Genomic DNA, 24,666 nt, shown 5'->3' on the forward strand with positions numbered 1-24,666 from the left:
GTGCATCCTTCGGTTGACGTCACCTGACCGGACTCCAGCTTCGGCAACACGACGAGTTTCGACAACAAATCGGGGTTCAGGCGCCAAAAACAGGTATCTGACACCGCCAGTCGGTAGATTTCCTCACCATGGAGCCAGTGGACGGTCATATTCTGCACGCATTGCAGGTGGCACCGCGAGCATCCTTTCGGCACATCGCCGACGTCGTCGGCGTCGGTGAGCAGATCGTGGCGCGCCGCTACCGGGCCCTGCGACGCGACGGAGTACTCCGCGTAGTCGGCGTGGTGAACCCGCGGGTCCACGGCGAATGCCAGTGGATAGTCCGCGTCCGCGCCAAGCCCGCCGATCTACCTCGGCTCGCCGAGGCGCTGGTCCGCCGGCCCGACGTCACACACGTCAACGCGTTGTCGGGTGGCACCGAACTGGTCTGCGTTGCCCGCGCCCCGATCGGTGATGCCGGCGACGGACTGCTACACCGACTGCCCCGTACATCGGCGGTCCTCGACATGCGAATCGAATTGGTACTCAACGTGTTCGGCTCAGCAGCCGGAGGGCACTGGACCGGATACGGGCATGCGTTGGCCCCCGACCAGATCGCCAGGCTGCGACCACTCGAACCTGCCCGTCCAGATCAGCCGGCCGCGCCAACGGCCGATGACCGACCACTGCTGGACGCACTTGCCGACGACGGCCGAATCTCCGACAGTGCACTGGCGACACTGACCGGCTGGTCACCGGCCCGGGTCAAACGCCGCCTGGCCGCGCTGGTGGCGTCCGACACCCTGGCCTACGACCTCGACGTGTTGCCGGAGCGCCTCGGATTCACGCTGAACGCGATGATCTGGATTTCGACGATGCCGCGACACTTCACGTCGGTGGCCGAACGGATCATGTGCCATGACGAGATCGCCTCGGTCGCCGCAGTCAGCGGCCCCGCCAACCTGATGGCCGTGGTGATCTGCCGCGACGAACGACATCTCTACCGCTATCTCGCCGAGCAGTTGGCCACGGTCGATCACATCCAGGCGTTCGACGTCAGCATCCGCAGCAGCCGCCTCAAGCAGGTCGGCTCACTGATCTCACACGGCCGGTTGATCGGCACCGGCTGATAGGCCATGAGTAGTCACTGAGCGGATCCTCGGAGGAGGTTCCGGTTCGGAGGAGGCTGCTCATGTCGGTGTTGGAGGTTGCGCTTGATCCGTCGACGGTGATCGTCGCGGTGGATCCGGGCAAGGCGTTCAATCGGGTATGGATCAGTAATGGATCCGGCCTGCTCGTGGATCCGACGTCGTTGCCGGTCTCGCGAGAGGGCATCGCTGCGCTGGAGTTGGAGCTGAACAAACACGGCCCAGACTGTCCGGTGATCGCGATTGAAGCGACCGGAAGCCTGCACCACTCGTGGGTCGTCGAACTGGAACGTCGCCATCCAGGCTCGGTGCGGCTGTTCGCTCCGTCCGAGACGAAATCAGCACGGACGCAATTGGGTTCGGGCAGGTTCAAGACTGACGATCGAGACTGTGCGGCCTTGACGTACATGGCTCGCCAAGGCGGTGGTCGACGCTGCGGTCAGCTCGCGTCGGTGGAGGCGCTGCGTGCCGCGGTGCGTCACCGCCGAGGATTGGTCGCTGACCGCAAAGTCGCTCAACAACGGCTGCATGATCAGCTCAACGCACTGTGCCCAGGATTGTCCGCGCCGGCCGGTCATGGACGATCCCTGGCCATAGAAACACCCACCGGCCTTGCCGTGCTGGCCTGTGCTGCGGCGTTCGCGGGACGGCCACCGCAGCGCCGGTCGCTGATGCGCCGGGCTCCGGGGCGATTGACGACCAGCACCGCGCAGTACTGGGTGACTCGGTGGCGTCAGTGTCTGCCTCCGCCACCCGATGCCGAACAACGTGCCCTTCGACTGGGCCGTGACGTGGACCGTTATCGCCGTCTGCGCGAAGACATTGATGCCATCGACCTGGAAATCGGGGCCTTACTGTCCGAAACTGACGGTCAGATCCTGACCACACTTCCCGGCGTCGCCTCGATTCGCGCCGCGGCGTTCGCCGCACACAGCTTGCCGATCGACAGGTTCCCCGATGCCGAACATCTTTACTCGGCAACGGGTTTGGCGCCGGCTCTCTACCAGTCAGCCACCCTGCACCGACGCGGCCGAATCTCTCGACAAGGACTGGCCGAACACCGCGATGCCCTGATGGGCATCGCCTGGGGCCTGTCACAATTTTCGCCGTCGTTCACCGAACGCGACGCCGAACTCCGAGCCCGCGGCATGGCCCCGATCCAGGCCCGCGTCGCGCTCGCACGCCATGCATGCCGCCTGGCATACCGACTACTTCGAACCCAACAACCCTTCGATGAACAGCGCTATCGTCAAGGAAGGCTCAGCAGCGAGCGGTGACGGCTATTACAGCTATGCCGCTCGACGGCGCAACCTAGCTTGCCGCCCGCTCGCCCTGGGCCGCCATCACGGCGCACACGAAAGCCTGCCGCTCACGGCGACTAATCAGCCTGCCGGAACACGACGGCCCACCGACCACCATCGCCGACACACCGTTCATCGCGCCAAAAGCCGAGCGCCCGCCCGGCCGATCAACAACGCCCACGCCCACCCCTTGACTGCCACCGCGAAAGCTAGAGCGCCGCCTTGCGGCGTCGCTTCGCGGGCGTGACAGGCAGCACGGGAGTCGGCAACAACTCAGCCAAAAACTGCCCGGTGTAGCTGTCGGGGTCGGCCGCGACGTCCTCCGGCGTGCCGGACACCACGACCGTGCCGCCACCCGCGCCGCCTTCCGGCCCCATGTCCACGATCCAGTCCGAGGTCTTGATCACGTCGAGGTTGTGCTCGATGACGATGACCGTGTTGCCCTTGTCGACCAGACCATTGATCACCTTGAGCAGCTTGCGGATGTCCTCGAAATGCAGGCCCGTGGTCGGCTCGTCGAGGATGTACACGGTGCGCCCGGTGGACCGCTTCTGCAGTTCGGCGGCGAGCTTGACGCGCTGCGCCTCACCGCCGGACAGCGTCGGCGCGGGCTGGCCCAGCCGGACGTAGCCCAGACCGACGTCGACGAGCGTCTTGAGGTACCGGTGGATCGAACTGATGGGCTCGAAGAACTCTGTGGCCTCCTCGATGGGCATGTCGAGGACCTCGGAGATGGTCTTGCCCTTGTAGTGCACCTCCAGGGTCTCCCGGTTGTAGCGGGCGCCCTGGCACACTTCGCACGGCACGTACACGTCCGGCAGGAAGTTCATCTCGATCTTGATGGTGCCGTCACCCGAACATGCCTCGCAGCGGCCACCTTTCACGTTGAACGAGAACCGGCCCGGCTGGTAGCCGCGGACCTTGGCCTCGGTCGTCGCCGCGAACAGCGTGCGGATCTTGTCGAACACGCCGGTGTAGGTCGCCGGGTTGGACCGCGGGGTGCGGCCGATCGGTGACTGGTCGACGCGCACCAGCTTGTCCAGCTGGTCGAGCCCGTTGATCCGGGTGTGCCGGCCCGGCACCTGCCGGGCGCCGTTGAGCTTGTTGGCCATGACGGTCGCGAGGATGTCGTTGACCAACGTCGACTTGCCCGAACCCGAGACGCCGGTGACCGACGTCAGCACACCCAACGGGAACGCCACGTCGACCTCTTTGAGGTTGTGCTCACGCGCGCCGACCACCGTGATCTGCCGCTTACGGTCGACGGGCCGGCGGATGGCCGGCACCTCGATCTGCTCGCGGCCCGAAAGGTAGGCACCGGTAAGCGATTTGGTGTTCTTCAGCAGCTCCTTGTAGGTGCCGCTGTGCACGATCTGGCCACCGTGCTCGCCGGCCGCCGGACCGATGTCCACGACCCAGTCGGCGTGCGCGATGGTGTCGAGGTCATGCTCGACCACGATCAGCGTGTTGCCGAGGTCGCGCAGCCGGACCAGGGTGTCGATGAGGCGGCGGTTGTCCCGCTGGTGCAAACCGATGGACGGCTCGTCGAGCACGTAGAGCACGCCGACCAGACCCGAACCGATCTGAGTGGCGAGCCGAATACGTTGCGCCTCACCACCGGACAGTGTGCCCGCGGCACGGGACAGCGTCAGGTAGTCGAGACCGACGTCGAGCAGGAAGCCCAGCCGAGATTGGACCTCTTTGAGCACCTGGCCGGCGATGGCCTGCTCGCGCGAGCCGAGGGTCAGTGCGTTCAGGAACGCCGAGCAGTCAGCGATGGACAGATCACACACCTGCGCAATGGATTTCGCATCGTCGGCGGCGGAGAGGGTGACGGCCAGGATTTCGGGCTTGAGCCGCGTGCCGGCGCACTCGGGGCACGGAATGTCCCGCATGAAGCCCTCATAGCGCTCCTTCATCTGCTCGGACTCCGTCTGCTCCATGCGGCGCTGCAGGAACGCCAGCACACCTTCGAAGTCGGCGTAGTAGGAACGGGTACGGCCGTACCGGTTCTTGTACCGGACGTGCACCTGGTGGTCTGAGCCTTCCAGGATCGCCTTGCGCGCCTTGGCCGGGAGTTTCTTCCACGGGGTGTCGATGTCGAAGCCGAGCTCTTCGCCGAGGCCGGCCATCATGCGGGTGAAGTAGTCGGAGTTGTGACCCATGGACCACGGCGCGACGGCGCCCTCGGCGAGCGTCAGCTCCGGGTCCGGCACGACCAGCTCGGGGTCGACTTCCTTCTTGATGCCCAGACCGGTGCACTCTGGGCAGGCGCCGTACGGGGAGTTGAACGAAAATGACCGCGGCTCAAGGTCGTCGACGGCCAGCGGGTGCGCGTTGGGGCAGGCCAGCTTCTCGGAGAAGCGCTGCTCGCGCTGCGGGTGGTTGTCGTCACGGTCGACGAACTCGAGCACCACGATGCCGTCGGCCAGACCCAGCGCGGTCTCGACCGAGTCGGTGAGCCGCTGCTTGGCACTGGCCTTGACGGTCAGGCGGTCGACGACCACCTCGATGTCGTGCTTCTCCTGCTTCTTGAGCTTCGGTGGATCGGTCAGCGAGTGCACGACACCGTCGACCCGGACGCGGCTGTAACCCTGGCCGTTGAGCTTGTCGAAGAGGTCGACGAACTCGCCCTTGCGGGTACGGACGACGGGAGCCAGCACCTGGAAGCGGATGCCCTCATCCATGGCGAGCACCTGATCGACGATCTGCTGCGGCGTCTGCCGGGCGATGCGCTCCCCACACACCGGGCAGTGCGGCGTGCCGGCGCGCGCGTAGAGCAGACGCAGATAGTCGTAGACCTCGGTGATGGTGCCGACGGTCGACCGCGGATTGCGGTTGGTCGACTTCTGGTCGATGGACACCGCCGGCGACAGGCCTTCGATGAAGTCCACGTCCGGCTTGTCCATCTGGCCCAGGAACTGGCGGGCGTAGGCCGATAGCGACTCGACGTAGCGGCGCTGCCCCTCGGCGAAGATGGTGTCGAACGCCAGCGAGCTCTTACCCGAACCCGACAGGCCCGTGAACACAATCAACGAGTCTCTGGGCAGGTCAAGGTCGATTCCCCGCAGGTTGTGCTCGCGCGCACCTTTGACGATCAGACGGTCCGACACACGTATCCCTTCACCAGTCTGGGCAATCCAGACACCACAGCGCCATGCTATGTGTCCCCACCGACAAGTCCGGATACGGTGGCGTCATGACCGTCGTCAATGACACGTACACCGGCCATGTCGATGCGGGCACCGCGGCACGTCGCACGCTGCCCGCCGCGACGATCGTCAAGGCATCGGTCGGGCCGATGGACAACAACGTGTACCTCATCACCTGTTCCGCGACCGGAAAGACGCTGCTCATCGACGCCGCGAACGACGGACCGGCGCTCGTCGAGCTGATCAGGTCACAGGCACCGAACGTCGAACTCATCGTCACCAGCCACCAGCATTTCGACCACTGGCAGGCCCTGGCCGAAGTGGCAGAAGCCACAGGCGCACCCACCGCCGCGCACGCCCTGGACGCCGAGCCGCTACCGGTCAAACCCGACCGGATCCTGGCCGACGGCGACACCATCACCATCGGTGAGCTGACCTTTGATGTCATCCACCTGCAGGGGCACACCGAGGGCTCGGTGGCGCTGGCGCTGCGCGGCGCCGACGGTGAGGTCACCCACCTGTTCACCGGCGACTGCCTGTTTCCGGGTGGGGTGGGCAAGACCTGGCAAGAGGGCGACTTCGAGCGGCTGCTCGGCGACGTCACACGCAAGGTCTTCGACGTCTACCCCGATTCGACGGTCATCTACCCCGGACACGGCGACGACACCACGCTCGGCACCGAGCGGCCGCACCTCGAGGAGTGGCGGGCGCGCGGCTGGTAGCCGCTGGCGCGGTCAGCCCACGCACTGACCCGTCGGGACGGGCTGGGTGTTGCCGACCAGCGCCAATTGGGGTCCGACTTCCTTCGCGGTCAACGCGAAACTCGTGTCGGGATCGTCCTGCGCCGCCCCGAAGATCACACCGCGCACGCGGCCGTCCAGATCGATCACCGGGCCGCCTGAATTCCCTTGCTGCACAGCACCTCTGAGGGCATACACCTCACGGGTCACCGTGCCGGCGCGAAAGATGTCCGGCCCCTGGAGCTTGATGACCTCACGGACCCGGACCGGTTTGGCTTCATATGGACCCCCATGCGGGAAGCCCAGTGCGGCCGCGTCGGCACCGCTGACTGCAGGCGCCTCCGAGAACATCAACGGAGCCGTCGGCAGGTCCGGCACCGCGAGGATCGAGATGTCCATGTTCGGATCGAACGACACCACCTGGCCGTCGTATTTGGTGCCGCCCACCTCGACCGAGACGGCGTCGGTTCCCGCTACGCCATGCGCCGTCGTCATGACGCGCTTGGGCCCCACCACAAACCCGGTGCCCTCCAACAACTTTCGGCAGCTATGAGCGACTCCGTGGACCCGCACCACGCCCGCCTGCGCCGCGAGCACCGCGGGGTGCTGTGCCACATTCGGGTCCGGCGGGGCTACCGCCGGAATCGTCGAAGCTGTCTCGGACGATTGCGCGGAGGTCGTCACCGGTGCGGCAGTGCGATCGTTCGCACCACAGCCGGCGACCAGTGTTGCGACGGTCAGCGACAACGCCGTCCACGACGTCAGGACGAGACTTCTTCGGGCCATGCCTGGAAACTTTACGGGCACGAAAAACACCGAAGCCCCGGCAGTACGCCGGGGCCTCAGGGAAGTCCGAACTTACGAGGTGTGGACGATCAGCACGTCGATCTTGGCGCGCCGGGCCACGTTCGCCGGGACAGAGCCCAGCAGGCGGCCGGCGATGGTGCTCAGACCGACGTTACCGACGACCAGCAGGTCGGCATTGGTGCTCTCCGCCAGGTCGACGAGCGCGTCGACGGGAGCACCGACGATGGCCTTCTCCTCCACCTGGGTGGCCCCGGCTGCCTCGGCACGGTCGCGGGCTTCACGCAGGATCGCGTAGATCGGCGCATCGCCGTGCACCTTGTAGCCCTCGTCCTTCAGGACGTCGGCCGCACGCTGATCATCGGCGTGCGGGAAGTAGGCGGTTGCCACGACCAACTTCGCATTGGCCCCCGCGGCGATCTGGGCAGCGCGCTCCACAGCACGCAGTGACGAATCCGATCCGTCCGTACCGACGACCACGGTCTGGTAGCCGCTCATCAATGGCCTCCCGTTATCCAGGTTTGTGCATCCGGCGTACCTGCCGGCGTCACCGCAGACAGTAGCCGCTGAAGTGCGGCCGGTGGTGCGGTTTCACCACACGAGTTCGCCGGGGACACCGTCAAAAATGTGTTTTACCGGCACCGATGTTAGCGGCAGGCGCTGCAATGGGCTTGCTAATGGTGACGAAACGGTCGGGTGTTTCGCCCAGTGAGGGGGACCGCTTCAGGCCCGAGATCGTTAGCCACGACCGAAATACAGCTCCTGTGTGGCGACGCACACCAACTGCCCGGCGCGGTTGTACATCGTCCCGCTCGCAAGGCCACGTCCACCGATACCGCTCGGCGAGGTCTGATCGGACAGCACCCAATCGCTCAGATCTACCGGCCGGTGAAACCACAGTGCATGGTCGATCAGCGCCGAAAAGGTATGGGCCGGCAGCGCACCGCGCGGGATCATCGCCGCCTCCAGCATGGTGGTGCCGGTCAGATACGTGAGCAGTCCAGCGTGCAGTGCCGGGTCGTCCGGGATCGCATCGGCCGGGCGCCACCACATCCGCAGATGCGGCGCCGGGTCCGGTGCGTCCTTGGCCAGCCGCGGGTGCGGGTCGATGTACCGCAGTTCGAACGGTTGGTCACGGACCCAGAAGCCGCCGGACTCCTCGGCATAGCCGGCGAGCTGCTCCGCCATGGTCGGGACCGAAAGCGGTTCGGGCACATCGGGAATGACGTCTTGGTAATCGAGCGCATCGACCGGGGTGCTGAAAGACGCCAGCGCCTCCAACAGAACCTCGCCGTCCTGACGGGCGGTGATGCGGCGGGTGGCGAGCGTGCCACCGTCGCGCGCAGCGTCGACCTGGACCTCGACCGGATGCCGGGCGTCACCAGCGCGCAGGTAGTAGACGTGCAGGCTGTGTGCGCTGCGTCCCGGCGCGGTCCGGCTCGCCGCCACCAGCACCTGACCGGCGAGGTGGCCGCCGGCGATGTGGTGGCTGGGGTTGTCGAGCTGGGTAGCCACGAAATGGTGGTCATCGGTCTGATCCACCAGCAGCGTGCTGACGAGATCAGACAGGGTCGGCGAACTGTACGTCACCTGAGGCATCTTGCCTGAGGCGTTTATGCACCCGTTTGATCGGTGGTGCCGATCGCCTCGGCGAGCGAGCTTGCCTCCCGTGGATTCGCCACAACCTGGTCGAATTCTGTTGCGGTGCGGCAGATCCACCCGTAAACTAGCACATATGTTCGAACGCGTGGGGATCGGGGCCGGCGGTGCGCTGGTCCACGATGCCTCCGTGGTTGACGCGATCATCCATTTCGCGCGGGTGGAGGCGGTATCGGCCTCGGGTCGTTTCGCGGCGATCGCTGATCTGGTGGCGTTGCGGGTTGATGATCAGGGTGATCGGCAGTGGTGGGCGTGTGATGGTTGGGATGCCGCGGTCGCTGAAGTCGGGGCCGCGCTGGGAATCGGGCGCAAGGAAGCCTCCGGGCAACTGTCTGTCGCGGTCGCATTGCGAGACCGGTTGCCGAGGGTGGCGGCGGTGTTCGCCGATGGCGGTGTCTCGGCGCGCACGGTCGGCATGATCTGTTGGCGTACCCGGCTGGTGGAGGATCCCAACACGTTGGCGGTGATCGATGCTGCGCTGGCGGGGGCGTTGTGTGAGTGGGCGGGGTTGTCTCGCAAGAAGATTGAGAAGAAGATCGACGGTTGGGTGCACAAGTTCGACCCGGCTGCGGTGCTGAAGGTGCGGTCGGTGGCCCGCTCGCGTGGGGTTGGGGTCGGCAAGCCTGATGATGAGACCGGGGTGGCGTCGATCTGGGGTGCGCTGCTGGCCACCGACGCCGAGCTGTTCGATCGGGCCTTGACTGCCCTCGCTCGGCAGGTGTGTGACAACGATCCGCGCACGTTCGCGCAGCGCCGCGCGGATGCGGTCGGGGTGCTTTCGGTGCGTGGGGACCGGTTGGCCTGCCTATGCGGCATCCCGGACTGCCCGGCCGCTGGGCCCGACGCCCGCGCCACCGCTGTGGTGATTCACGTCCTCACCGATGCGCTGCCCGCGCCGGTGGCTGATCGGCTGCTCAGCGGGGACCCGGCTGCACCCCTGACCCCGCCCGTGCCTGAGCCGGTCTTCACGCCCGAATCCGAGCGCGCACCCGAGCTGGTGAACGGGGCAGCGCTCGACGCGTCGCCCGCGCCAGTGCCAGCCGCCACGCTCGCCCACAGTCCTGCTCCCGCGGCTGAGCCGGCGCCTGTGCGGGTCCCCGCTCCGGTGCGCACCCCGGTCGGCTATGTGGTCGGCGGCGGTGTGGTGCCGCCGGCCGTGTTGGCCGATCTGGTGGCCCGCGGGGCCAAGGTCCGCACGGTGGCTTCAGCCACCGATCTGGCGGGGGTGTCGCGGTACCGGCCGTCGGCCGCGATTGATGAGTTCGTGCGGATGCGGGCGATGACGTGCATGTTCCCGGGCTGCGATCAGCCGGCCACCGCCTGCGACCTCGACCACACGGTGCCGTGGCCGGGTGGGCCGACCCATCCGGGCAACTTGAGCCCTAAATGCCGCAAACACCACTTACTCAAGACCTTCTACGGTGGGCCCGAGGGCTGGCGTGACCGTCAACTCGCTGACGGGACGATTGTGTGGACTGCACCTACTGGCCACACGTATATCAGCGTGCCTGGAAGTCGAATCCTGTTCCCCGACAAGGTCACCGACACCCCGCTCCCGGATCCGCCGCCGCCGGACGGCACTGATCTGGATACCCCACCGGCGCCGGGGCGCGGTGTCATGATGCCGATGCGGCGCCGCACCCGCGCCCAGAACTCGGCGCAGCAGATCGCCTACGAACGCGCCCTCAACGAAGCCGACCTCCAGCAGTTAGCGGCGGCCCAAGAAGCCTGCGCCCGACGACACGAAGCCCTCCAAGCCGCACGCGAAACCGGCCGTCGGGCAGAGGAAGCAACCGCATCCGGCGAGCAATACCCGCCCACTGAAAACGACATCCCACCACCGCTCTGAGTGACGCGTGAATACCCTGAAAAGGCGTGACTTTCAGGGTATTCACGCATGTTGACACCGGCTCACGCTTGGCAAGCGGGCCAACCAAAGACGGATGGTGCACGTCTTCCGCCAAGCCGACACCTGGGATCGAAATGGGGATCAGCGGCTCCATGCTGGCTTCTCAACACCGAAGTTGCCACCGCTGACCACCTCGCGCGCGGAGGAAGACAGGCAACCATGCCGTCTCCCGTCGCTAGCGGGAGCGTACCCCTGTTGCTGATCGCTACACTCCACATCAGGACCTTGTCGAGCGCAGATGATGTGATGCTGAATCGGCCCAGGACTGGAGGTCGTGCCGTGGGAGCCGAAGCTGAAGTCGCACGCGGAATTTCATTCGAATTATCGCGGTTGGCGCGCACCTTACAGAGCCAACAGGTCATGGACCTCGATTCTGACCGGCTGCTGCTCGAGGTGACTGAAACTGCCCCCCAGCTGCTGCCCAAAGTCACTCATGGCTGCGTGACGCTGGTCGCTCACACCGCAATCGGTCTCGCCAACACTCGCCGCGGCGACGAACTCCAAAGCGCGGTGGCTTCGCGGGACATCATCGGCCAAGCCAAGGGCATCCTCATGGAACGGTTCCGCGTTCCGGTGGGTGCGGCCTTCACCAGAACAACGCTGATCTGGAAGCTCGGCAGGTGGTGGCACCTGCCGAGCTTCCAGCATTGGAGCGAGTGACGGGATTCGAACCCGTGTGAACGGCTTTGCAGGCCGGTGCCTAGCCACTCAGCCACACCCGCACTGATCACCACAGTGCCAGTCGAGCCTCCGTCCGCCCAGAGTTGTGATCGCGGTGATTGCTACCCCTCTCAGCAGTCACCTACCGGCCGTCCCACCACCGCGCCGCCCTGCGGCCAGCCGGCCGGCGAGTCTTCCCACGGCTCCTGACGGCCGTAAGGGGTCAGATCGAGGAAGGGGTAACCGACCGCGGAATGGTCGAGTCCGCGCGCATACGCCGAGTACGTATGGAACACCTCGTCGCCGCGGCGCAGGAAAACGCTTGCGCCGGGCCAGTCTCCGCGTAGGTCGTCGTCGGTCCAGCCGTCGGCGTGCAGCTCGCCGAGCGACTTGTAGTTGTATTCGATGGGTGCCCGTACCGGGTCGAGCGTCACATGGAAGTCGTAGGTGAAGTCCCCGTCGCGCGACGAGTACCACGGAAACGTCCAGCCGTGCCGGTCTCGGTATCGGGCGATGCTCTCGTACGGCGCCCGGGACACGCATGCGAATGTGACCCCCTTGCCGTGCAACAGCTTTCGATCCGCCTCGGTGAATGTCAGATCCGCCGCGGCGGTGCAGCTCCGGCAGCCTGCATCGACCGCATCGAGCCACATGAAGTGGTGGATGTAGAGCTGCCTGCGACCCTCGAACATGTCGAGCAAGCTGACTGCGCCGTCGGCGCCGTCGAACACGTAGTCCTGCTCGACCTTCACCATCGGCAGCCGGCGACGCTCGGCGTTGACCGCGTCACGTAGGTGCGTGGCCTCGCGTTCCCGGGCCAGGAGCTTCGTGCGAGCCCGGACCCACTCCTCCCGCGAAACGGCGTCGGGATAGGCGGCTGGTTGCGCAGTCATGACATCACCCCTCGTCGGAAATCGGCCTTCTGAAAGACGGACTTCGACTGCCGCCAAAACTCATCGGAGCGCGTTAGTTTGTCCTTCATGGAATGGCTGGCAGATCCCGCCTTTTTCGGTGGACCCGGGCAGGGCTCGCGACAGATCATCGAACTGGCGGTCGCGTTCGGCCTCACCGCGCTCATCGGACTGGAACGCGAAATCCAGGGCAAGAGTGCCGGTCTGCGCACGCAGACCATCGTCGGCACTGCTGCCGCGCTGATCATGCTGGTCAGCAAGTACGGTTTCGGGGACGTGCTGACTCCTGGGCTGGTAATCGTCGACCCGTCGCGTGTCGCGGCCCAGATCGTCTCCGGCATCGGCTTTCTCGGTGCGGGCATCATCATCGTGCGCCGCGGCTCAGTGCACGGGCTGACCACCGCGGCCTCGGTGTGGGAGTCAGCAGCGATAGGCATGGCCGCCGGCGCCGGCCTGCTACTGCTCGCGTCGGTGATGACCGCGATGCATCTGCTGATCATCGTCGGGTTCATGCCGCTGGCCCGACGGCTGGCGTCGCGCCTGGGTGCGACCATCCGGCTCCACATCACCTACGCCGATGACCGTGGTGTGCTACGGGATGTGTTGCAGGCGTGCGGTCGACGTGACTGGCAGATCACCGACCTCGAGACTGACCCGCCGGGCGAACCTCTCGAAGCACCGCCCGGTCACGTCGGTGTCCAGCTGACGCTCGGCGGCTCCGGGGTCATGCGGGCGGCGTCTGTGCTGGCCCAGGTAGAGGGTGTCACCGGGGTCAGACAACTCGTCGAAGATCCCGACTGACGGGTGGTGTGACGCAGTCGTCAGTTCCCGTTCCTGTACGTTCCCCAAAACACGGGATGGGACGGACAATGCGCGACCTGACAGATGCTGAATATCTAGCTGAGCTGGAGCCAGCAGCCGCCGACGCGCTCAGCCAGCATCTGTCGAGATCCGTTCACTGGTATCCGCATGACTATGTGCCCTGGGGCAACGGGAAGAATTTCGTGGCGACAGGCGGCCAGGACTGGGACCCAGAACAGTCTCAGCTGAGTGAACTCGCCAAGGCAGCGATGATCACCAACCTGCTTACCGAGGACAACCTCCCGTCCTACCACCGCGAGGCCATGACCCATTTGTCGCTCGACAGCGCGTGGGGCACGTGGGTCAACCGCTGGACCGCAGAAGAGAACCGGCACGGCATCGCCCTGCGCGACTATCTGGTGGTGAACCGCGGGGTGGACCCGGTGGCGCTGGAGCAGGCCCGAATGGAGCACGTAACCAACGGGTTTGAACCGACCGCCGAAGAGGAGGACGCCATCGGCGCCGGGGTGCTGATGGCCATCGTGTATCCGACGTTCCAGGAATTGGCCACCCGGGTCAGTCATCGCAACACCGGCAAGGTGTGCCACGACCCGGTGGCCGACCGTCTGCTGCAACGGGTGGCGGCCGATGAGAACCTACACATGATCTTCTACCGCCAGATGAGTGCAGCCGCACTCGATCTGGCGCCGGACCAGACCCTGCATTCGATTGCCTCGGTGATCGAAAAGTTCCGGATGCCTGGCACCGGCATGCCGAACTTCCGCCGCTATGGCGTCTTGATGGCCAAGCACGGCATTTACGATCTGCGCCAGCACCTGGAGGAAGTCGTCCTACCGCCGCTGCGCCAGTGGAAGATCTTCGATCGAACCGATTTCACCGCCCGCGGCGAAAAGCGCCGAGAGGAACTGGCCGCCTATCTGGAGACGATGGAGAAGCAAGCCAGCAGGTTCGAGGAACAACGCGACCGGCTGCTGGCACGGGAAGCCGTGCGACGGGAAGAGCGTCAACCCACCGTGGTCGACTAGCCCGCGGTGGCATCGGCGGGCTGCCGGCTCCCCCGGCTGGCCCGGTACGACGCCACACAACCCAGCGCGGCTAGCCCGGCGAAGACCGCGAACAACCAACTGGCGCCGACCGCGTCGGGCCGATCCACGGTGTTGACGACGATGCCGGCCAGCCCGGCGCCGAAAGCTCCGCAGATCAGCTGCACGGTGCTGATCGCGGCCGCGGCAACGGTGCCCTGCGCGGGATCATCGACCCGGCCCATCGCCCACACTGATAAGTGCGGCCATGCCATGCCGACGCCGACACCGGTCACCAATAGCGAGGCCGCCCAGACGGCCACGGCAGTCGCTGAGGCGCCGTCGACCTGGCTGGCTGCCGCCGCACCCCACCCGATCGCCATCACCAGCGGCGCCACCGCCACGATGCGCACCACCCGGGCGGGCGAGGTGACCGAGGCGCTGGCGATCTCGCTGACCGTCCAGCCGAAACTGAGCGCAACGGCGAGGAAGCCTGCGGACAACGGGACCAGGCCCGCCAGGCGCTGCCCGTACAGCGGCACATACATGTTGGCCATCGTGACCGCCATCAACACACCCAAGGTCACATAGATCCACTTGAACGGCCCCGGCTCGTAGGCAGTCTTCGGCAACACGCTCACCGGCATCCGCCGATCCACCACGATGAACAAGCCGACCAGCGCCACGCCCGCGGCCAACAGCACCACCATGAGCGGCACGCTGCGCTGGATGCCCGCCACGCTGGTGGCCATCGCCGCGGATCCGAGAATCGCCAATGACCACAGCGGAATCCGTAACGGTTCACGTTCGTGGTCGGCGGACCGGCCCGGCAGGCTCAGCGGCACCAGGATCATCACCGCCACGGTGAGGATTGCCAGCGCGCCGAATGCCCAGCGCCACACGCCCAATTGCGCGAACAGGCCCCCGGACGACGGGCCGAGCAAGGTCCCGACGCCCCACATCGCCGAGACCAGGGCTGACGCCTTGGGCCAAAGCGATTGCGGCAGAGCCGTATTGATCACCGCATAGCCCAGGCCCGCCAGCGTGCCGCCCGCGGCACCCTGCACCACGCGCCCGGCGAGCATCAGTTCCATGTTCGGCGCCAGGGCACATACGACGCTGCCGAGCGCGAAGACAGAGAACCCCAGCAGATACGCCAACCGCGGACCGAAGCGGGCCACCATGGCGCTGACCGTCGTCGCCGCCATCACCGAGGCAACCAGGTACACCGTGGTGACCCACGCATAGAGCCGTCCGCCGCCGATGTCGTTGACGGCGCTGGGCAGCAGGCTGATGGTCAGGAATTCATTGGTCGCGTACAGCGCAACGCCACCGGCCAACACCGTCGACGCGCCCAAATACTTGGGACCGAGCAGTTCCCGCCAGCTGCCGACGGTCACGGTTTCAGCGCGCATCTCGGTCACTTCCGCGACGCTAGGGTCTCAACCACGGTTGAGGTCAAGGAGCGGTCATTTCAGCCCGGCCGCATCCATCCCGCGCAGTTCCTTCTTCAGGTCAGCCACCTCATCACGGATGCGGGCCGCAAGCTCGAACTGCAGATCCCGCGCCGCGTTCATCATCTGCGCGGTCAGGTCCTTGATCAGGTCCGCCAGCTCGGCGCGCGGCATGTTGGCGGTGTCACGGCCTTCCACGATGCCGGCGCTGACCGCCCGGCCGGGCTCACCCTGAGCCCGGCGACCCCGCGAGGCGTTGCGGCCCGAACCGCCAACCGGAACCGACTCGGTGGCTTCCGTATCCGCGGCCTCGCGATACACCTGGTCGAGGATGTCGGCGATCTTCTTCCGCAACGGCTGCGGATCGATGCCGTTCTCCTCGTTGTAGGCAACCTGCTTGGCGCGGCGGCGCTCGGTCTCCTCGATGGCCGCCTGCATGGAGTCGGTGATCTTGTCGGCGTACATGTGCACCTCACCGGACACGTTGCGCGCGGCGCGGCCGATGGTCTGGATGAGGCTTCGCGTGGACCGGAGGAAGCCTTCCTTGTCGGCGTCCAGGATCGCGACCAGCGACACCTCGGGCAGGTCCAGGCCCTCGCGCAGCAAGTTGATGCCGACCAGGACGTCGTAGTCGCCCAACCGCAGCTGCCGCAGCAGCTCTACGCGGCGCAAGGTGTCCACCTCGGAGTGCAGGTACCGCACCCGGATACCGGTCTCGAGGAGGTAATCGGTGAGGTCCTCGGCCATCTTCTTAGTCAGGGTGGTCACCAGCACGCGCTCGTCACGTTCGGTGCGCTTGCGGATTTCCCCGATGAGATCGTCGATCTGGCCCTTGGTCGGTTTGACGACGATCTCGGGGTCGACCAGGCCCGTCGGCCGGATGACCTGCTCGACGAACTCGCCGCCGGATTGGGCCATCTCATACGACCCGGGCGTCGCCGACAGATACACCGTCTGACCGATGCGATCGGCGAACTCCTCCCAGGTCAGCGGCCGGTTGTCGACGGCTGACGGCAACCGGAAGCCGAAGTCGACCAGGTTGCGCTTGCGGGACATGTCGCCCTCGTACATGGCGCCGATCTGCGGCACCGTGACATGTGACTCGTCGATGACGAGCAGGAAGTCCTCGGGGAAATAGTCCAGCAGCGTGGCGGGGGCCGAGCCGGCGGCGCGGCCGTCGATGTGGCGCGAGTAGTTCTCGATGCCCGAGCAGAATCCGACCTGCTTCATCATCTCGACGTCGTAGTTGGTGCGCATCCGCAGCCGTTGTGCCTCCAGCAGCTTGCCCTGACCTTCCAGCTGCGCCAGCCGCTCTTCCAGCTCCTGCTCGATGGTCGAGATCGCCATGGCCATGCGTTCCGGGCCGGCCACGTAGTGGGTGGCCGGGAAGATCCGCAGCGAGTCGACCTTGCGCACCACGTCACCGGTCAGCGGGTGCAGGTAGTACAGCGCCTCGACCTCGTCACCGAAGAATTCGATGCGGACCGCCAATTCCTCGTAGGACGGGATGATCTCGACGGTGTCGCCGCGCACCCGGAACGAGCCGCGGGTGAAAGCCACGTCGTTGCGGTTGTATTGGATATCAACGAGCAGGCGCAACAATCCGTCTCGTGGCACGTCGTCGCCGACCTTCAGCTCGACGGACCGGTCCATGTACGACTGCGGGGTACCGAGGCCGTAGATGCACGACACCGACGCCACCACGACGACATCGCGACGCGACAGCAGGCTGGACGTCGCCGAGTGCCGCAGCCGCTCGACATCGTCGTTGATCGAGCTGTCCTTCTCGATGTAGGTGTCCGTCTGGGCGATGTACGCCTCGGGCTGGTAGTAGTCGTAATACGAGACGAAGTACTCAACAGCGTTGTGCGGCAACATCTCCCGCAGCTCGTTGGCCAGCTGCGCGGCCAGGGTCTTGTTGGGCGCCATCACCAGCGTGGGGCGCTGTAGCCGCTCGATGAGCCACGCGGTGGTCGCCGACTTACCGGTACCGGTGGCGCCGAGCAGCACCACGTCACGCTCCCCCGCCGTGATGCGGCGCTCGAGTTCGTCGATGGCCGCCGGCTGGTCACCCGCCGGCTCGTACTGACTGACCACTTCGAACTTGCCGCCGGCCCGCACCATGGCGTCAACCGGCCGGTATTCCGAGTGCGCGAGGACGGGGTGTTCGGTCGCGAAGGCCATGGGTACCAGGGTAGAGGCGGGCACCGACATTTAGCCTTTGAGTGAGTCCGTGGGCAGGTCGAGGCACCGACCGGGACACCCGGTGATCCCTGACGTCTGAGTGGCCGCCCGCGGGCTCGGTGCCTGGTCGAGCGGTGTCCTTGTTCGGGAACTTGGAGCCAGCCTGAGGGTGGGACTCCTGCTTAGAGAATGTCTGGGCCGTGGCCGCGGTGGTCAGTCACCTGGGAAGACAGGATCGGGCTGACAGGAGCAAAACGACGATGGCATTGACGTTGGGTATCGACGTGGCAGTGCGGGCGGCGCACCAAGGGACGCTGGCCCGCGACGGAATCACGGTGTGGCGTGGCCGCAAGTTCTCAACCCGACCGGCGGAGCTGGAACGGTTGTGGGATGACCTGAACCTCGCTGATCCGGGTGATCTGACGGTCGTGGTTGAGCCGACCCGCAACGCGTGGATCGTGGTGGCGGAGTGGTTCCGCCGCCGCGGGGCCCGAGTGGTGATGGTTCCCACCACCCAATCAGCGGATCTGCGCAAGTACTACTCCAAGCACACCAAGAACGATCGGATCGACTCCGAGTTGCTGGCCCGGCTGCCACTTTTACATCCCGAAGGCCTGCGTGAGTATTCCGGCCAGGGACCAGCAGACCCGTTGCGGCGCTTGGTCAAACAGCGCTCCACCATGGTCAAACGCCGAGTCGCCGTCTACGCCCGACTCGATGCACTCGTCGAGCTCCTCGGGCCGGATTGGTATGCGGTGCTCGGTTCGAATTACGGCATCGCGGCGTTGGAGTTCCTGGCCCGTTACGCCGATCCGCATGCGGTGCTCCGGCTGGGTCGCGGACGTCTGAGCAGGTTCTTGATCGCCCGGTCCCGTGGCGCGTGGCGCAGCGACCACGCCGCCGGCCTTATCGCCGCGGCCAAGGAAACCCTCGTGCTGTGGGGTTCGGACGGGATGAACTTCGCGGAATTGTCCGAAGACATCGCACATGAAGCCGAACAGGCGCTGTTTTTAACTCGGCAAATCAAGCAGATCGACGAACGAGTCGCGAACCTTTACGCCGAGGCCGACCCCGATGGCATCGTTGCCTCTGCTCCCGGCGTCGGACCGGTCATCAGCGCCGTGATCGCTGGGCGGATCGGTGATCCGCACCGATTCACCTCACTAGCGGCGGTCCGCGCCTATACCGGACTGGTCCCCAAGGTCAGCCAGTCCGGGGTGAGCAAGGTCGAATCCTCGATCACCAAGGCCGGCGACCCGCTGCTGCGCGAAATGCTCTGCACCGCAGCCGATCAAGCCCGCAAGATCGACCCGCAAATCGCGGCGAAATACCAGCGACTGATGGCCGGCGACCGCCACCACGACTCCGCGATATGCCACCTGGCCACCCTGCTGGTCACCAGGATCACCACGTGCATGCGCACCGGCCAGCCCTACGCCCTGCGCGATATCGACGGCACCCCGATCACCGAAGCTCAGGGCCGCGTGCTCGTTAAAGAGCGCTACCAGATTGAGCCGCGCCGCCGAGACAACATCCGGCACCAACGTATGCGCGACCGCCGCAACCAAGGGGCGGGCCAGGAGTCACAGGAGTCGCCAAGCGCTCCAACATCCAGGCCCGCCACCAATCACCCTACGAGCCAACACATCGCTTGACATCCGTTAGGAACTCAGGCGCTGCCGGCTGCGCGTCGGGCGCGTACGCTGACGCCATCCACGCACCCAAGCACGAGACGTTCAACCTGGCCGACCGCACGAATACCGACCCCAAGGGCATCGTGCGGGCCGTCGATCTGTACCGAGTCGAGCCGTGGGGCCTCTACATGGCACGCCCCACACCTGGCCGTCCGCAGTTCCGCTACCTCGAGTCATGGCTGCTGCCCACCATCGGACTACGCGCCAGCATCTTCCATTTCAATCCGGGACATGAACGCGAGCAGGACTTCTACCTCGATGTCGGCCGGTTCACCGCGGGCGAACGGGTATGGACGTCGGAGGACCACTACCTGGACCTTGTCGTGCGGTCGGGCGTAGGCGTCGAACTGGAGGACGTCGACGAGCTACTGGACGCGGTACGTCACCACCTACTGAGCACCGCCGACGGCGAACGCGCGATCGCTACGGCGACCACCGCGATCGACGGCCTGGCCCAGAACAAATACCAGCTGGGAGATTGGCTAGCCAGTCTCGGTATGTCACTGACCTGGCGAGACAGGTAATGTCAACGACCATGACACCGATCAGGCGCGGACGCGTGGCCGCGGCATCGCTGGCGTGCGCCGCCGCAGTGGCCACGAGCACCTCCCTACTGCTCGCCGCGACGGCGGTGGCCGACCCGGCACCGCCCGCACCGCCGGCACCGCCGGCCGTCCCGGCCGCAGACACCGCGCCGCCGAGCGCGGGTCCACACAACGTCACCTACCGCGCCCGGGTCGACGGGGTGTCACGCGGCACGCTCGTCACGTACCGGCTCACCGACACCCAGCTCAACTCGGCGACGCCGAGCTTGCTGCCCGGCGAGATGTTCGAAGCCTCGGCCGTCCTCAACAACGCGGCGAACGCCGGCATGCAGGTGTCGATCCAGTGGCCGTACTCAGCGAGCCTGCACTGCGAGATTCTCGTCGACGACGAGATGGTCGCCCAGGCCGACCAGTTCGTCGCCCCGCGGCTGACGCCGCAGCGCCAAGACCCCGGGTACGGGGTGCTCAGCTGCGGTTCGGTGACCGACTTCGACCCAAGCCAGCAGTACAGCGCCGAACCGCCAGGCACCCCGGCAGCGCACTAAGGGCGCCAACCGGTTTCGTCGGCCCAGGCCCAGGCGCGTCGGTACGCACCGACGAGCCAGGGCTCCTTGGCGTCGGCGTACTGAGCACTGGTGGCCGGCGCGGCAGCCATCGCATCGCGTTTGAGGGTCAGATACTCCACCCGCTCGTCGGGGTTGGCAGCGATCCAGGCCGGGAAGAGCAAAGCGAACTGCTGGCCGGGCCAGCCGTCGACGCGGATGTGCACGTTGGTGGGCCGGCCCGGATCGGCTGAGGCGTGAAAACGCTTCTGCCACAGTGCCTTGTCGCCGGACTGGTCGAACTCGGCAACGGTGCTGCGCGCAGGATCCTTCGCGACGTCTTCGGTGATGTCCGCGATCCGCGGGTAGCCGGCGGTCAGCAACAGGCCGGCGAGTTCGTCGGCCACCTCGAGCGACGCCACGGTGATCTGGATGTCGATGACATCCTTGGCGTCCATGTCGGGCACTGCCGTCGACCCGATGTGGTCGACCCGCACCGCCCGGTGCCCGCATGTGGTGCCCAGCCGGGCCACGATGCGGCGGGCCTGCTGATGCCACGTCTCGTCGTAGGACACCACCGCCGGCACGACGGTGGCCGGTACGCCGGCCTGTACGTTGCGCGCGAATGGCAGGATCCGCTGCTCCCACAGCTCGCTAGCCTTGGCCGCCAGTTCGTCGGCACTACCGTGGTTGTCCAGCCAGACGTCCGCAACGGCCTGACGCTCTTCGATGGTCGCCTGCGCCGCGATCCGGGCACGGGCGTCCTCCTCCGAGAAGCCGCGGTAATTGATCAGCCGCGCGACGCGCACGTCCTCGTCGGCGTGCACCATGACGACCAACGGGAACAGCGGCGCCATCTGCGACTCGACCAGCAGCGGAATGTCCTCCACCACAACCGAACCCACCGGCGCGGCGTCGATGAGCTCGGCGCGGCGTTTGCCGACCAGCGGGTGCACGATGCCGTTGAGGGTCTTGCGCTTCTCCTCGTCGCTGAACGCGACCGCAGCCAGCGCGGGACGGTCGAGCGAACCGTCGGGCAGCAGGATGTCCTCGCCGAACGCCTCCACCAGGGCGGCCAGCCCCTCGGTGCCCGGCTCGACCACCTCGCGGGCGATCACGTCGCCGTCGACGATGATGCCGCCTTCCGCGGCGAAGGTCGATGACACAGTGGATTTTCCGGCGCCGATGCCGCCGCTCAGTCCGATACGAAGCACGCAGGACACCCTATCGGGAGCCCACCGACAACAAATGCCCCGACCCAATGGGCCGGGGCATTTGTCTTTTGTCCTGCTAGGACGACCTACTCAGGCGTTGCCGGCGAGCTTCTCGCGCAGCGCCGCCAACTGGGCGTCGCTGGCCAGGGTGCCACCGGTCGACTCCTCGGAACGCGAGGAACCGCTGGTCGCCGGACGGGCAGCTGCCTCGGCGTCGGCCGCGGCGAACTTCTCCATCTGAGCGGTGTGCATCTTGTGGCGACGCTCGGCCTCGGCGTACCGGGCCTCCCACTCGTCACGCTGCTTCTCGAAGCCTTCCAGCCATTCGTTGCTGTCGGCGTCGAAGCCCTCGGGGAAGATGTAGTTGCCCTGCTCGTCGTAGCTGTCGGCCATGCCGTACTTCGACGGGTCGAACTCTTCGGTGTAGTCCTCGTTGGCCTGCTTGAGGCTCAGCGAGATGCGGCGACGCTCCAGGTCGATGTCGATGACCTTGACCATCGCGTCGTCGCCGACCTGGACCACCTGGTCCGGGACCTCGACGTGACGCTCGGACAGCTCCGAGATGTGCACCAGGCCCTCGATGCCCTCTTCGACGCGGACGAACGCACCGAACGGAACCAGCTTGGTGACCTTGCCCGGAACGATCTGACCGATCGCGTGGGTGCGGGCGAAGTGGCGCCACGGGTCTTCCTGAGTTGCCTTGAGCGACAGCGAAACCCGCTCGCGGTCCATGTCGACGTCCAGCACCTCGACGGTGACCTCGTCGCCCACCTGAACCACCTCGGACGGGTGATCGATGTGCTTCCAGGACAGCTCCGAGACGTGCACCAGGCCGTCCACGCCGCCCAGGTCGACGAACGCACCGAAGTTGACGATCGACGAAACGACACCCTTGCGGATGGCGCCCTTGGTGAGCTGGTTGAGGAACTCGCTGCGGACCTCGGACTGGGTCTGCTCGAGCCAGGCACGACGCGACAGGACCACGTTGTTGCGGTTCTTGTCGAGCTCGATGATCTTGGCCTCGATCTCCTTGCCGATGTACGGCTGCAGATCGCGGACACGACGCATCTCGACGAGCGATGCGGGCAGGAAGCCGCGCAGGCCGATGTCGAGGATCAGGCCGCCCTTGACGACCTCGATGACGGTGCCCTTGACGGCCTCGTCCTTCTCCTTGAGCTCCTCGATGGTGCCCCAGGCGCGCTCGTACTGAGCCCGCTTCTTGGAAAGGATCAGGCGGCCTTCCTTGTCCTCCTTGGTGAGAACGAGGGCTTCGACCTCATCGCCCACGGAAACGACCTCGTTGGGGTCGACGTCGTGCTTGATGGAAAGTTCGCGAGAAGGAATGACACCTTCGGTCTTGTAGCCGATGTCGAGCAGGACCTCATCGCGGTCCACCTTGACGATGGTCCCTTCGACGATGTCGCCATCGTTGAAGTACTTGATGGTCTTGTCGATAGCGGCGAGAAAATCCTCTGCCGAGCCAATGTCGTTGATGGCTACTTGCGGCGAGGTGATGGAGGGACTTGGCATGTGGTGGGATGCTCCGGACAGGTTAAATCGTAGGGACAAATTGGTTGTTTTCCGTGACGCGTCGCGGCGTTGCCGCCTGACGTCTCACGCGCACCCATAGCCCATGTGGACACAGGTACTTGTTGAGGGTACTAGACCCGTAGACGCAGGCCAAACGCGGTCTACTCCACTGCAGGGGAATGTCGTTCCGGGCCGATATCCTGCGTGACGTGTATCCCGCCCCGTCGCCCGTACCGCCGCCGTACCCGTACCTGGCGCCGATGCCGCGGCGAATCCGCAAGGTCGGTGCGCCGCTGGGCGTGATCATCGGGCTGGGTGTCCTGATCGGCTGCGTCCTGATCCTGACCACCCTCACCAACCCGATCGGCATGACCATCGGGTTCGTGCTGGCCAGCATCGCCACCGCGGTGGTGCTGCTGACCTACCTGTGGTTCGACCGCTGGGAGCCCGAGCCAGCGCGGCTGCTGATCTTCGCGTTCATCTGGGGCGCCTCGATCAGCGTCGTCATCTCGGTGGTCCTGGAAACCATGTCGACGCCGCTGCTCGGCAAGGACGGCTTCGCCGCGATGGCGGTCGGCCCTCCCGTAATCGAAGAAGCCGCCAAGGGCCTGTTCCTGCTGCTGATGATGACCGGCCGGCGCCGAAACGAACTGAACTCGTTGACGGACTGCCTGGTCTACGCCGGTTTCGTGGCCGCGGGCTTCGCGTGGCTGGAGAACATCTTCTACATCGCGATGGGCGAGACCATCGCGCACTCCCTGCTGACCGCCGCGCTGCGACTGGTCATGGGCCCCTTCGCACATCCGCTGTTCACCAGCATGACCGGCATCGGCGTGTTCCTCGCGCTGCAGCACCGCGGCGCCGCGGCCAAGGTGCTGTACATCGGACTCGGCTACCTCGCCGCGGTGGTCATGCACATGTTGTGGAACGGCTCGACCGTCGTCGGCGCCGGGGCGTACTTCGCCGTCTACCTATTCTGGATGGTGCCCATCTTCACCCTCGCCATCGTCACCGGCGTGCTGGGCCGCCGCCGCGAACAGAGGGTGGTCGCCGAGAAGCTGCCGGGGCTCGTCGCCTCCGGCCTCATCACCCCCAACGAGGCGACGTGGCTCGGCTCCATGCGCACCCGGAAGGCGGCGATTGCGACGGCAACGCGGATCGGCGGCGCCCCGGCCGGGAAATCGGTGAAGGAATTCGCCGTGCAGGTCGTCGAGTTGGCATTCGTCCGGGACCGCATCGACCGGGGACTGGCCGACCAGCGGACCTATCAGCTGCATGCCGAGGAGGCGTACTGGCTCACCGCCACCCGGGCACAAGCGCCGGTGCTGCAGTGGCTGACCAACTACCGGGCGGCGTGACTTAACCAAACGGGGCGAGCGAAGCGACGGGTGATATC

At 66.1% G+C, this 24,666-nt stretch carries 20 protein-coding genes and 1 tRNA gene; 11 read left to right on the forward strand and 10 right to left on the reverse strand.

Annotated features, from left to right (window positions below; all coding sequences use genetic code 11):
- Positions 1 to 128 precede the first annotated feature (128 nt).
- Positions 129 to 1,109, forward strand: coding sequence for an Lrp/AsnC family transcriptional regulator (locus ACX12F_RS16560; RefSeq protein ID WP_459365626.1), 981 nt, complete (start codon positions 129 to 131; stop codon positions 1,107 to 1,109).
- A gap of 62 nt (positions 1,110 to 1,171) precedes the next feature.
- Positions 1,172 to 2,404, forward strand: coding sequence for an IS110 family RNA-guided transposase (locus tag ACX12F_RS16565; RefSeq protein ID WP_459365627.1), 1,233 nt, complete (start codon positions 1,172 to 1,174; stop codon positions 2,402 to 2,404).
- A gap of 233 nt (positions 2,405 to 2,637) precedes the next feature.
- On the opposite strand, the gene uvrA is transcribed toward ACX12F_RS16565, so the two are convergent.
- The gene (gene uvrA / locus ACX12F_RS16570; RefSeq protein ID WP_459365628.1) at positions 2,638 to 5,541 is read right to left on the reverse strand and encodes an excinuclease ABC subunit UvrA; all 2,904 of its coding nucleotides are present in this window, start codon (positions 5,539 to 5,541) and stop codon (positions 2,638 to 2,640) included.
- 86 nt (positions 5,542 to 5,627) lie between these two features.
- Here uvrA and ACX12F_RS16575 point away from each other — a divergent pair, with 86 nt between their 5' ends.
- Positions 5,628 to 6,302 carry an MBL fold metallo-hydrolase gene (locus ACX12F_RS16575; RefSeq protein WP_459365629.1) on the forward strand — a complete coding sequence of 225 codons (675 nt, stop codon included), beginning with the start codon at positions 5,628 to 5,630 and terminating at the stop codon, positions 6,300 to 6,302.
- 12 nt (positions 6,303 to 6,314) lie between these two features.
- Here the strand turns inward: ACX12F_RS16575 and ACX12F_RS16580 are convergent, their stop codons facing one another.
- From ACX12F_RS16580 to ACX12F_RS16590, 3 genes are all read right to left on the reverse strand, one after another.
- Positions 6,315 to 7,106 (reverse strand): MarP family serine protease, encoded by a 792-nt coding sequence (locus ACX12F_RS16580; RefSeq protein ID WP_459365630.1) that lies wholly within the window; start codon positions 7,104 to 7,106, stop codon positions 6,315 to 6,317.
- Between the two features lie 72 nt (positions 7,107 to 7,178).
- The gene (locus ACX12F_RS16585; protein WP_459365631.1) at positions 7,179 to 7,622 is read right to left on the reverse strand and encodes a universal stress protein; all 444 of its coding nucleotides are present in this window, start codon (positions 7,620 to 7,622) and stop codon (positions 7,179 to 7,181) included.
- Between the two features lie 240 nt (positions 7,623 to 7,862).
- Positions 7,863 to 8,723 (reverse strand): acyl-CoA thioesterase, encoded by an 861-nt coding sequence (locus ACX12F_RS16590; RefSeq protein WP_459365632.1) that lies wholly within the window; start codon positions 8,721 to 8,723, stop codon positions 7,863 to 7,865.
- Between the two features lie 136 nt (positions 8,724 to 8,859).
- Between ACX12F_RS16590 and ACX12F_RS16595 the strand changes: the two genes are divergently transcribed.
- The gene (locus tag ACX12F_RS16595; protein ID WP_459365633.1) at positions 8,860 to 10,632 is read left to right on the forward strand and encodes an HNH endonuclease signature motif containing protein; all 1,773 of its coding nucleotides are present in this window, start codon (positions 8,860 to 8,862) and stop codon (positions 10,630 to 10,632) included.
- 420 nt (positions 10,633 to 11,052) lie between these two features.
- The gene (locus tag ACX12F_RS16600) at positions 11,053 to 11,352 is read left to right on the forward strand and encodes an ANTAR domain-containing protein (RefSeq protein WP_459365634.1); all 300 of its coding nucleotides are present in this window, start codon (positions 11,053 to 11,055) and stop codon (positions 11,350 to 11,352) included.
- On the opposite strand, the gene ACX12F_RS16605 is transcribed toward ACX12F_RS16600, so the two are convergent.
- Positions 11,341 to 11,414 (reverse strand) — tRNA-Cys (locus ACX12F_RS16605). The two genes, ACX12F_RS16600 and ACX12F_RS16605, sit on opposite strands and share 12 nt — an antisense overlap.
- A gap of 69 nt (positions 11,415 to 11,483) precedes the next feature.
- Positions 11,484 to 12,245 carry a DUF899 domain-containing protein gene (locus ACX12F_RS16610; RefSeq protein ID WP_459365635.1) on the reverse strand — a complete coding sequence of 254 codons (762 nt, stop codon included), beginning with the start codon at positions 12,243 to 12,245 and terminating at the stop codon, positions 11,484 to 11,486.
- An 87-nt stretch (positions 12,246 to 12,332) separates the two neighbouring features.
- On the opposite strand from ACX12F_RS16610, the gene ACX12F_RS16615 reads away from it, so the two are divergent.
- Positions 12,333 to 13,064, forward strand: a complete 732-nt coding sequence (locus tag ACX12F_RS16615; RefSeq protein WP_459365636.1) for an MgtC/SapB family protein — start codon at positions 12,333 to 12,335, stop codon at positions 13,062 to 13,064.
- 68 nt (positions 13,065 to 13,132) lie between these two features.
- Positions 13,133 to 14,110, forward strand: coding sequence for an acyl-ACP desaturase (locus ACX12F_RS16620; RefSeq protein ID WP_459365637.1), 978 nt, complete (start codon positions 13,133 to 13,135; stop codon positions 14,108 to 14,110).
- Here ACX12F_RS16620 and ACX12F_RS16625 read toward each other — a convergent pair.
- Both ACX12F_RS16625 and uvrB read right to left on the reverse strand, forming a co-directional pair.
- Complete coding sequence (locus ACX12F_RS16625; protein WP_459370383.1) at positions 14,107 to 15,522, reverse strand: MFS transporter; 1,416 nt, start codon at positions 15,520 to 15,522, stop codon at positions 14,107 to 14,109. The two genes, ACX12F_RS16620 and ACX12F_RS16625, sit on opposite strands and share 4 nt — an antisense overlap.
- Before the next feature lie 54 nt (positions 15,523 to 15,576).
- Positions 15,577 to 17,745, reverse strand: a complete 2,169-nt coding sequence (gene uvrB / locus ACX12F_RS16630; protein ID WP_459365638.1) for an excinuclease ABC subunit UvrB — start codon at positions 17,743 to 17,745, stop codon at positions 15,577 to 15,579.
- 260 nt (positions 17,746 to 18,005) lie between these two features.
- Here uvrB and ACX12F_RS16635 point away from each other — a divergent pair, with 260 nt between their 5' ends.
- From ACX12F_RS16635 to ACX12F_RS16645, 3 genes are read left to right on the forward strand one after another with little or no spacing between them, the layout of a single operon-like run.
- Complete coding sequence (locus ACX12F_RS16635) at positions 18,006 to 19,400, forward strand: IS110 family RNA-guided transposase (protein ID WP_138232793.1); 1,395 nt, start codon at positions 18,006 to 18,008, stop codon at positions 19,398 to 19,400.
- 56 nt (positions 19,401 to 19,456) lie between these two features.
- Positions 19,457 to 19,963, forward strand: coding sequence for a ribonuclease FAU-1 family protein (locus tag ACX12F_RS16640; protein ID WP_459370384.1), 507 nt, complete (start codon positions 19,457 to 19,459; stop codon positions 19,961 to 19,963).
- Positions 19,964 to 19,974: 11 nt separating this feature from the next.
- Positions 19,975 to 20,529, forward strand: a complete 555-nt coding sequence (locus tag ACX12F_RS16645; RefSeq protein WP_459365639.1) for a hypothetical protein — start codon at positions 19,975 to 19,977, stop codon at positions 20,527 to 20,529.
- On the opposite strand, the gene coaE is transcribed toward ACX12F_RS16645, so the two are convergent.
- Positions 20,526 to 21,740, reverse strand: coding sequence for a dephospho-CoA kinase (coaE, locus tag ACX12F_RS16650; protein WP_459365640.1), 1,215 nt, complete (start codon positions 21,738 to 21,740; stop codon positions 20,526 to 20,528). The genes ACX12F_RS16645 and coaE overlap by 4 nt on opposite strands.
- A 90-nt stretch (positions 21,741 to 21,830) precedes the next feature.
- Positions 21,831 to 23,270: a 30S ribosomal protein S1 gene (rpsA, locus tag ACX12F_RS16655; protein ID WP_061006315.1), complete on the reverse strand. Its 1,440-nt coding sequence runs from the start codon at positions 23,268 to 23,270 to the stop codon at positions 21,831 to 21,833.
- Between the two features lie 260 nt (positions 23,271 to 23,530).
- Between rpsA and ACX12F_RS16660 the strand changes: the two genes are divergently transcribed.
- Entirely contained in the window at positions 23,531 to 24,628 is a 1,098-nt protein-coding gene (locus tag ACX12F_RS16660; RefSeq protein WP_459370385.1) for a PrsW family intramembrane metalloprotease, read from the forward strand.
- Positions 24,629 to 24,666 lie beyond the last annotated feature (38 nt).

The sequence above is a fragment of the Mycolicibacterium sp. HS_4_1 genome, from assembly GCF_054515875.1.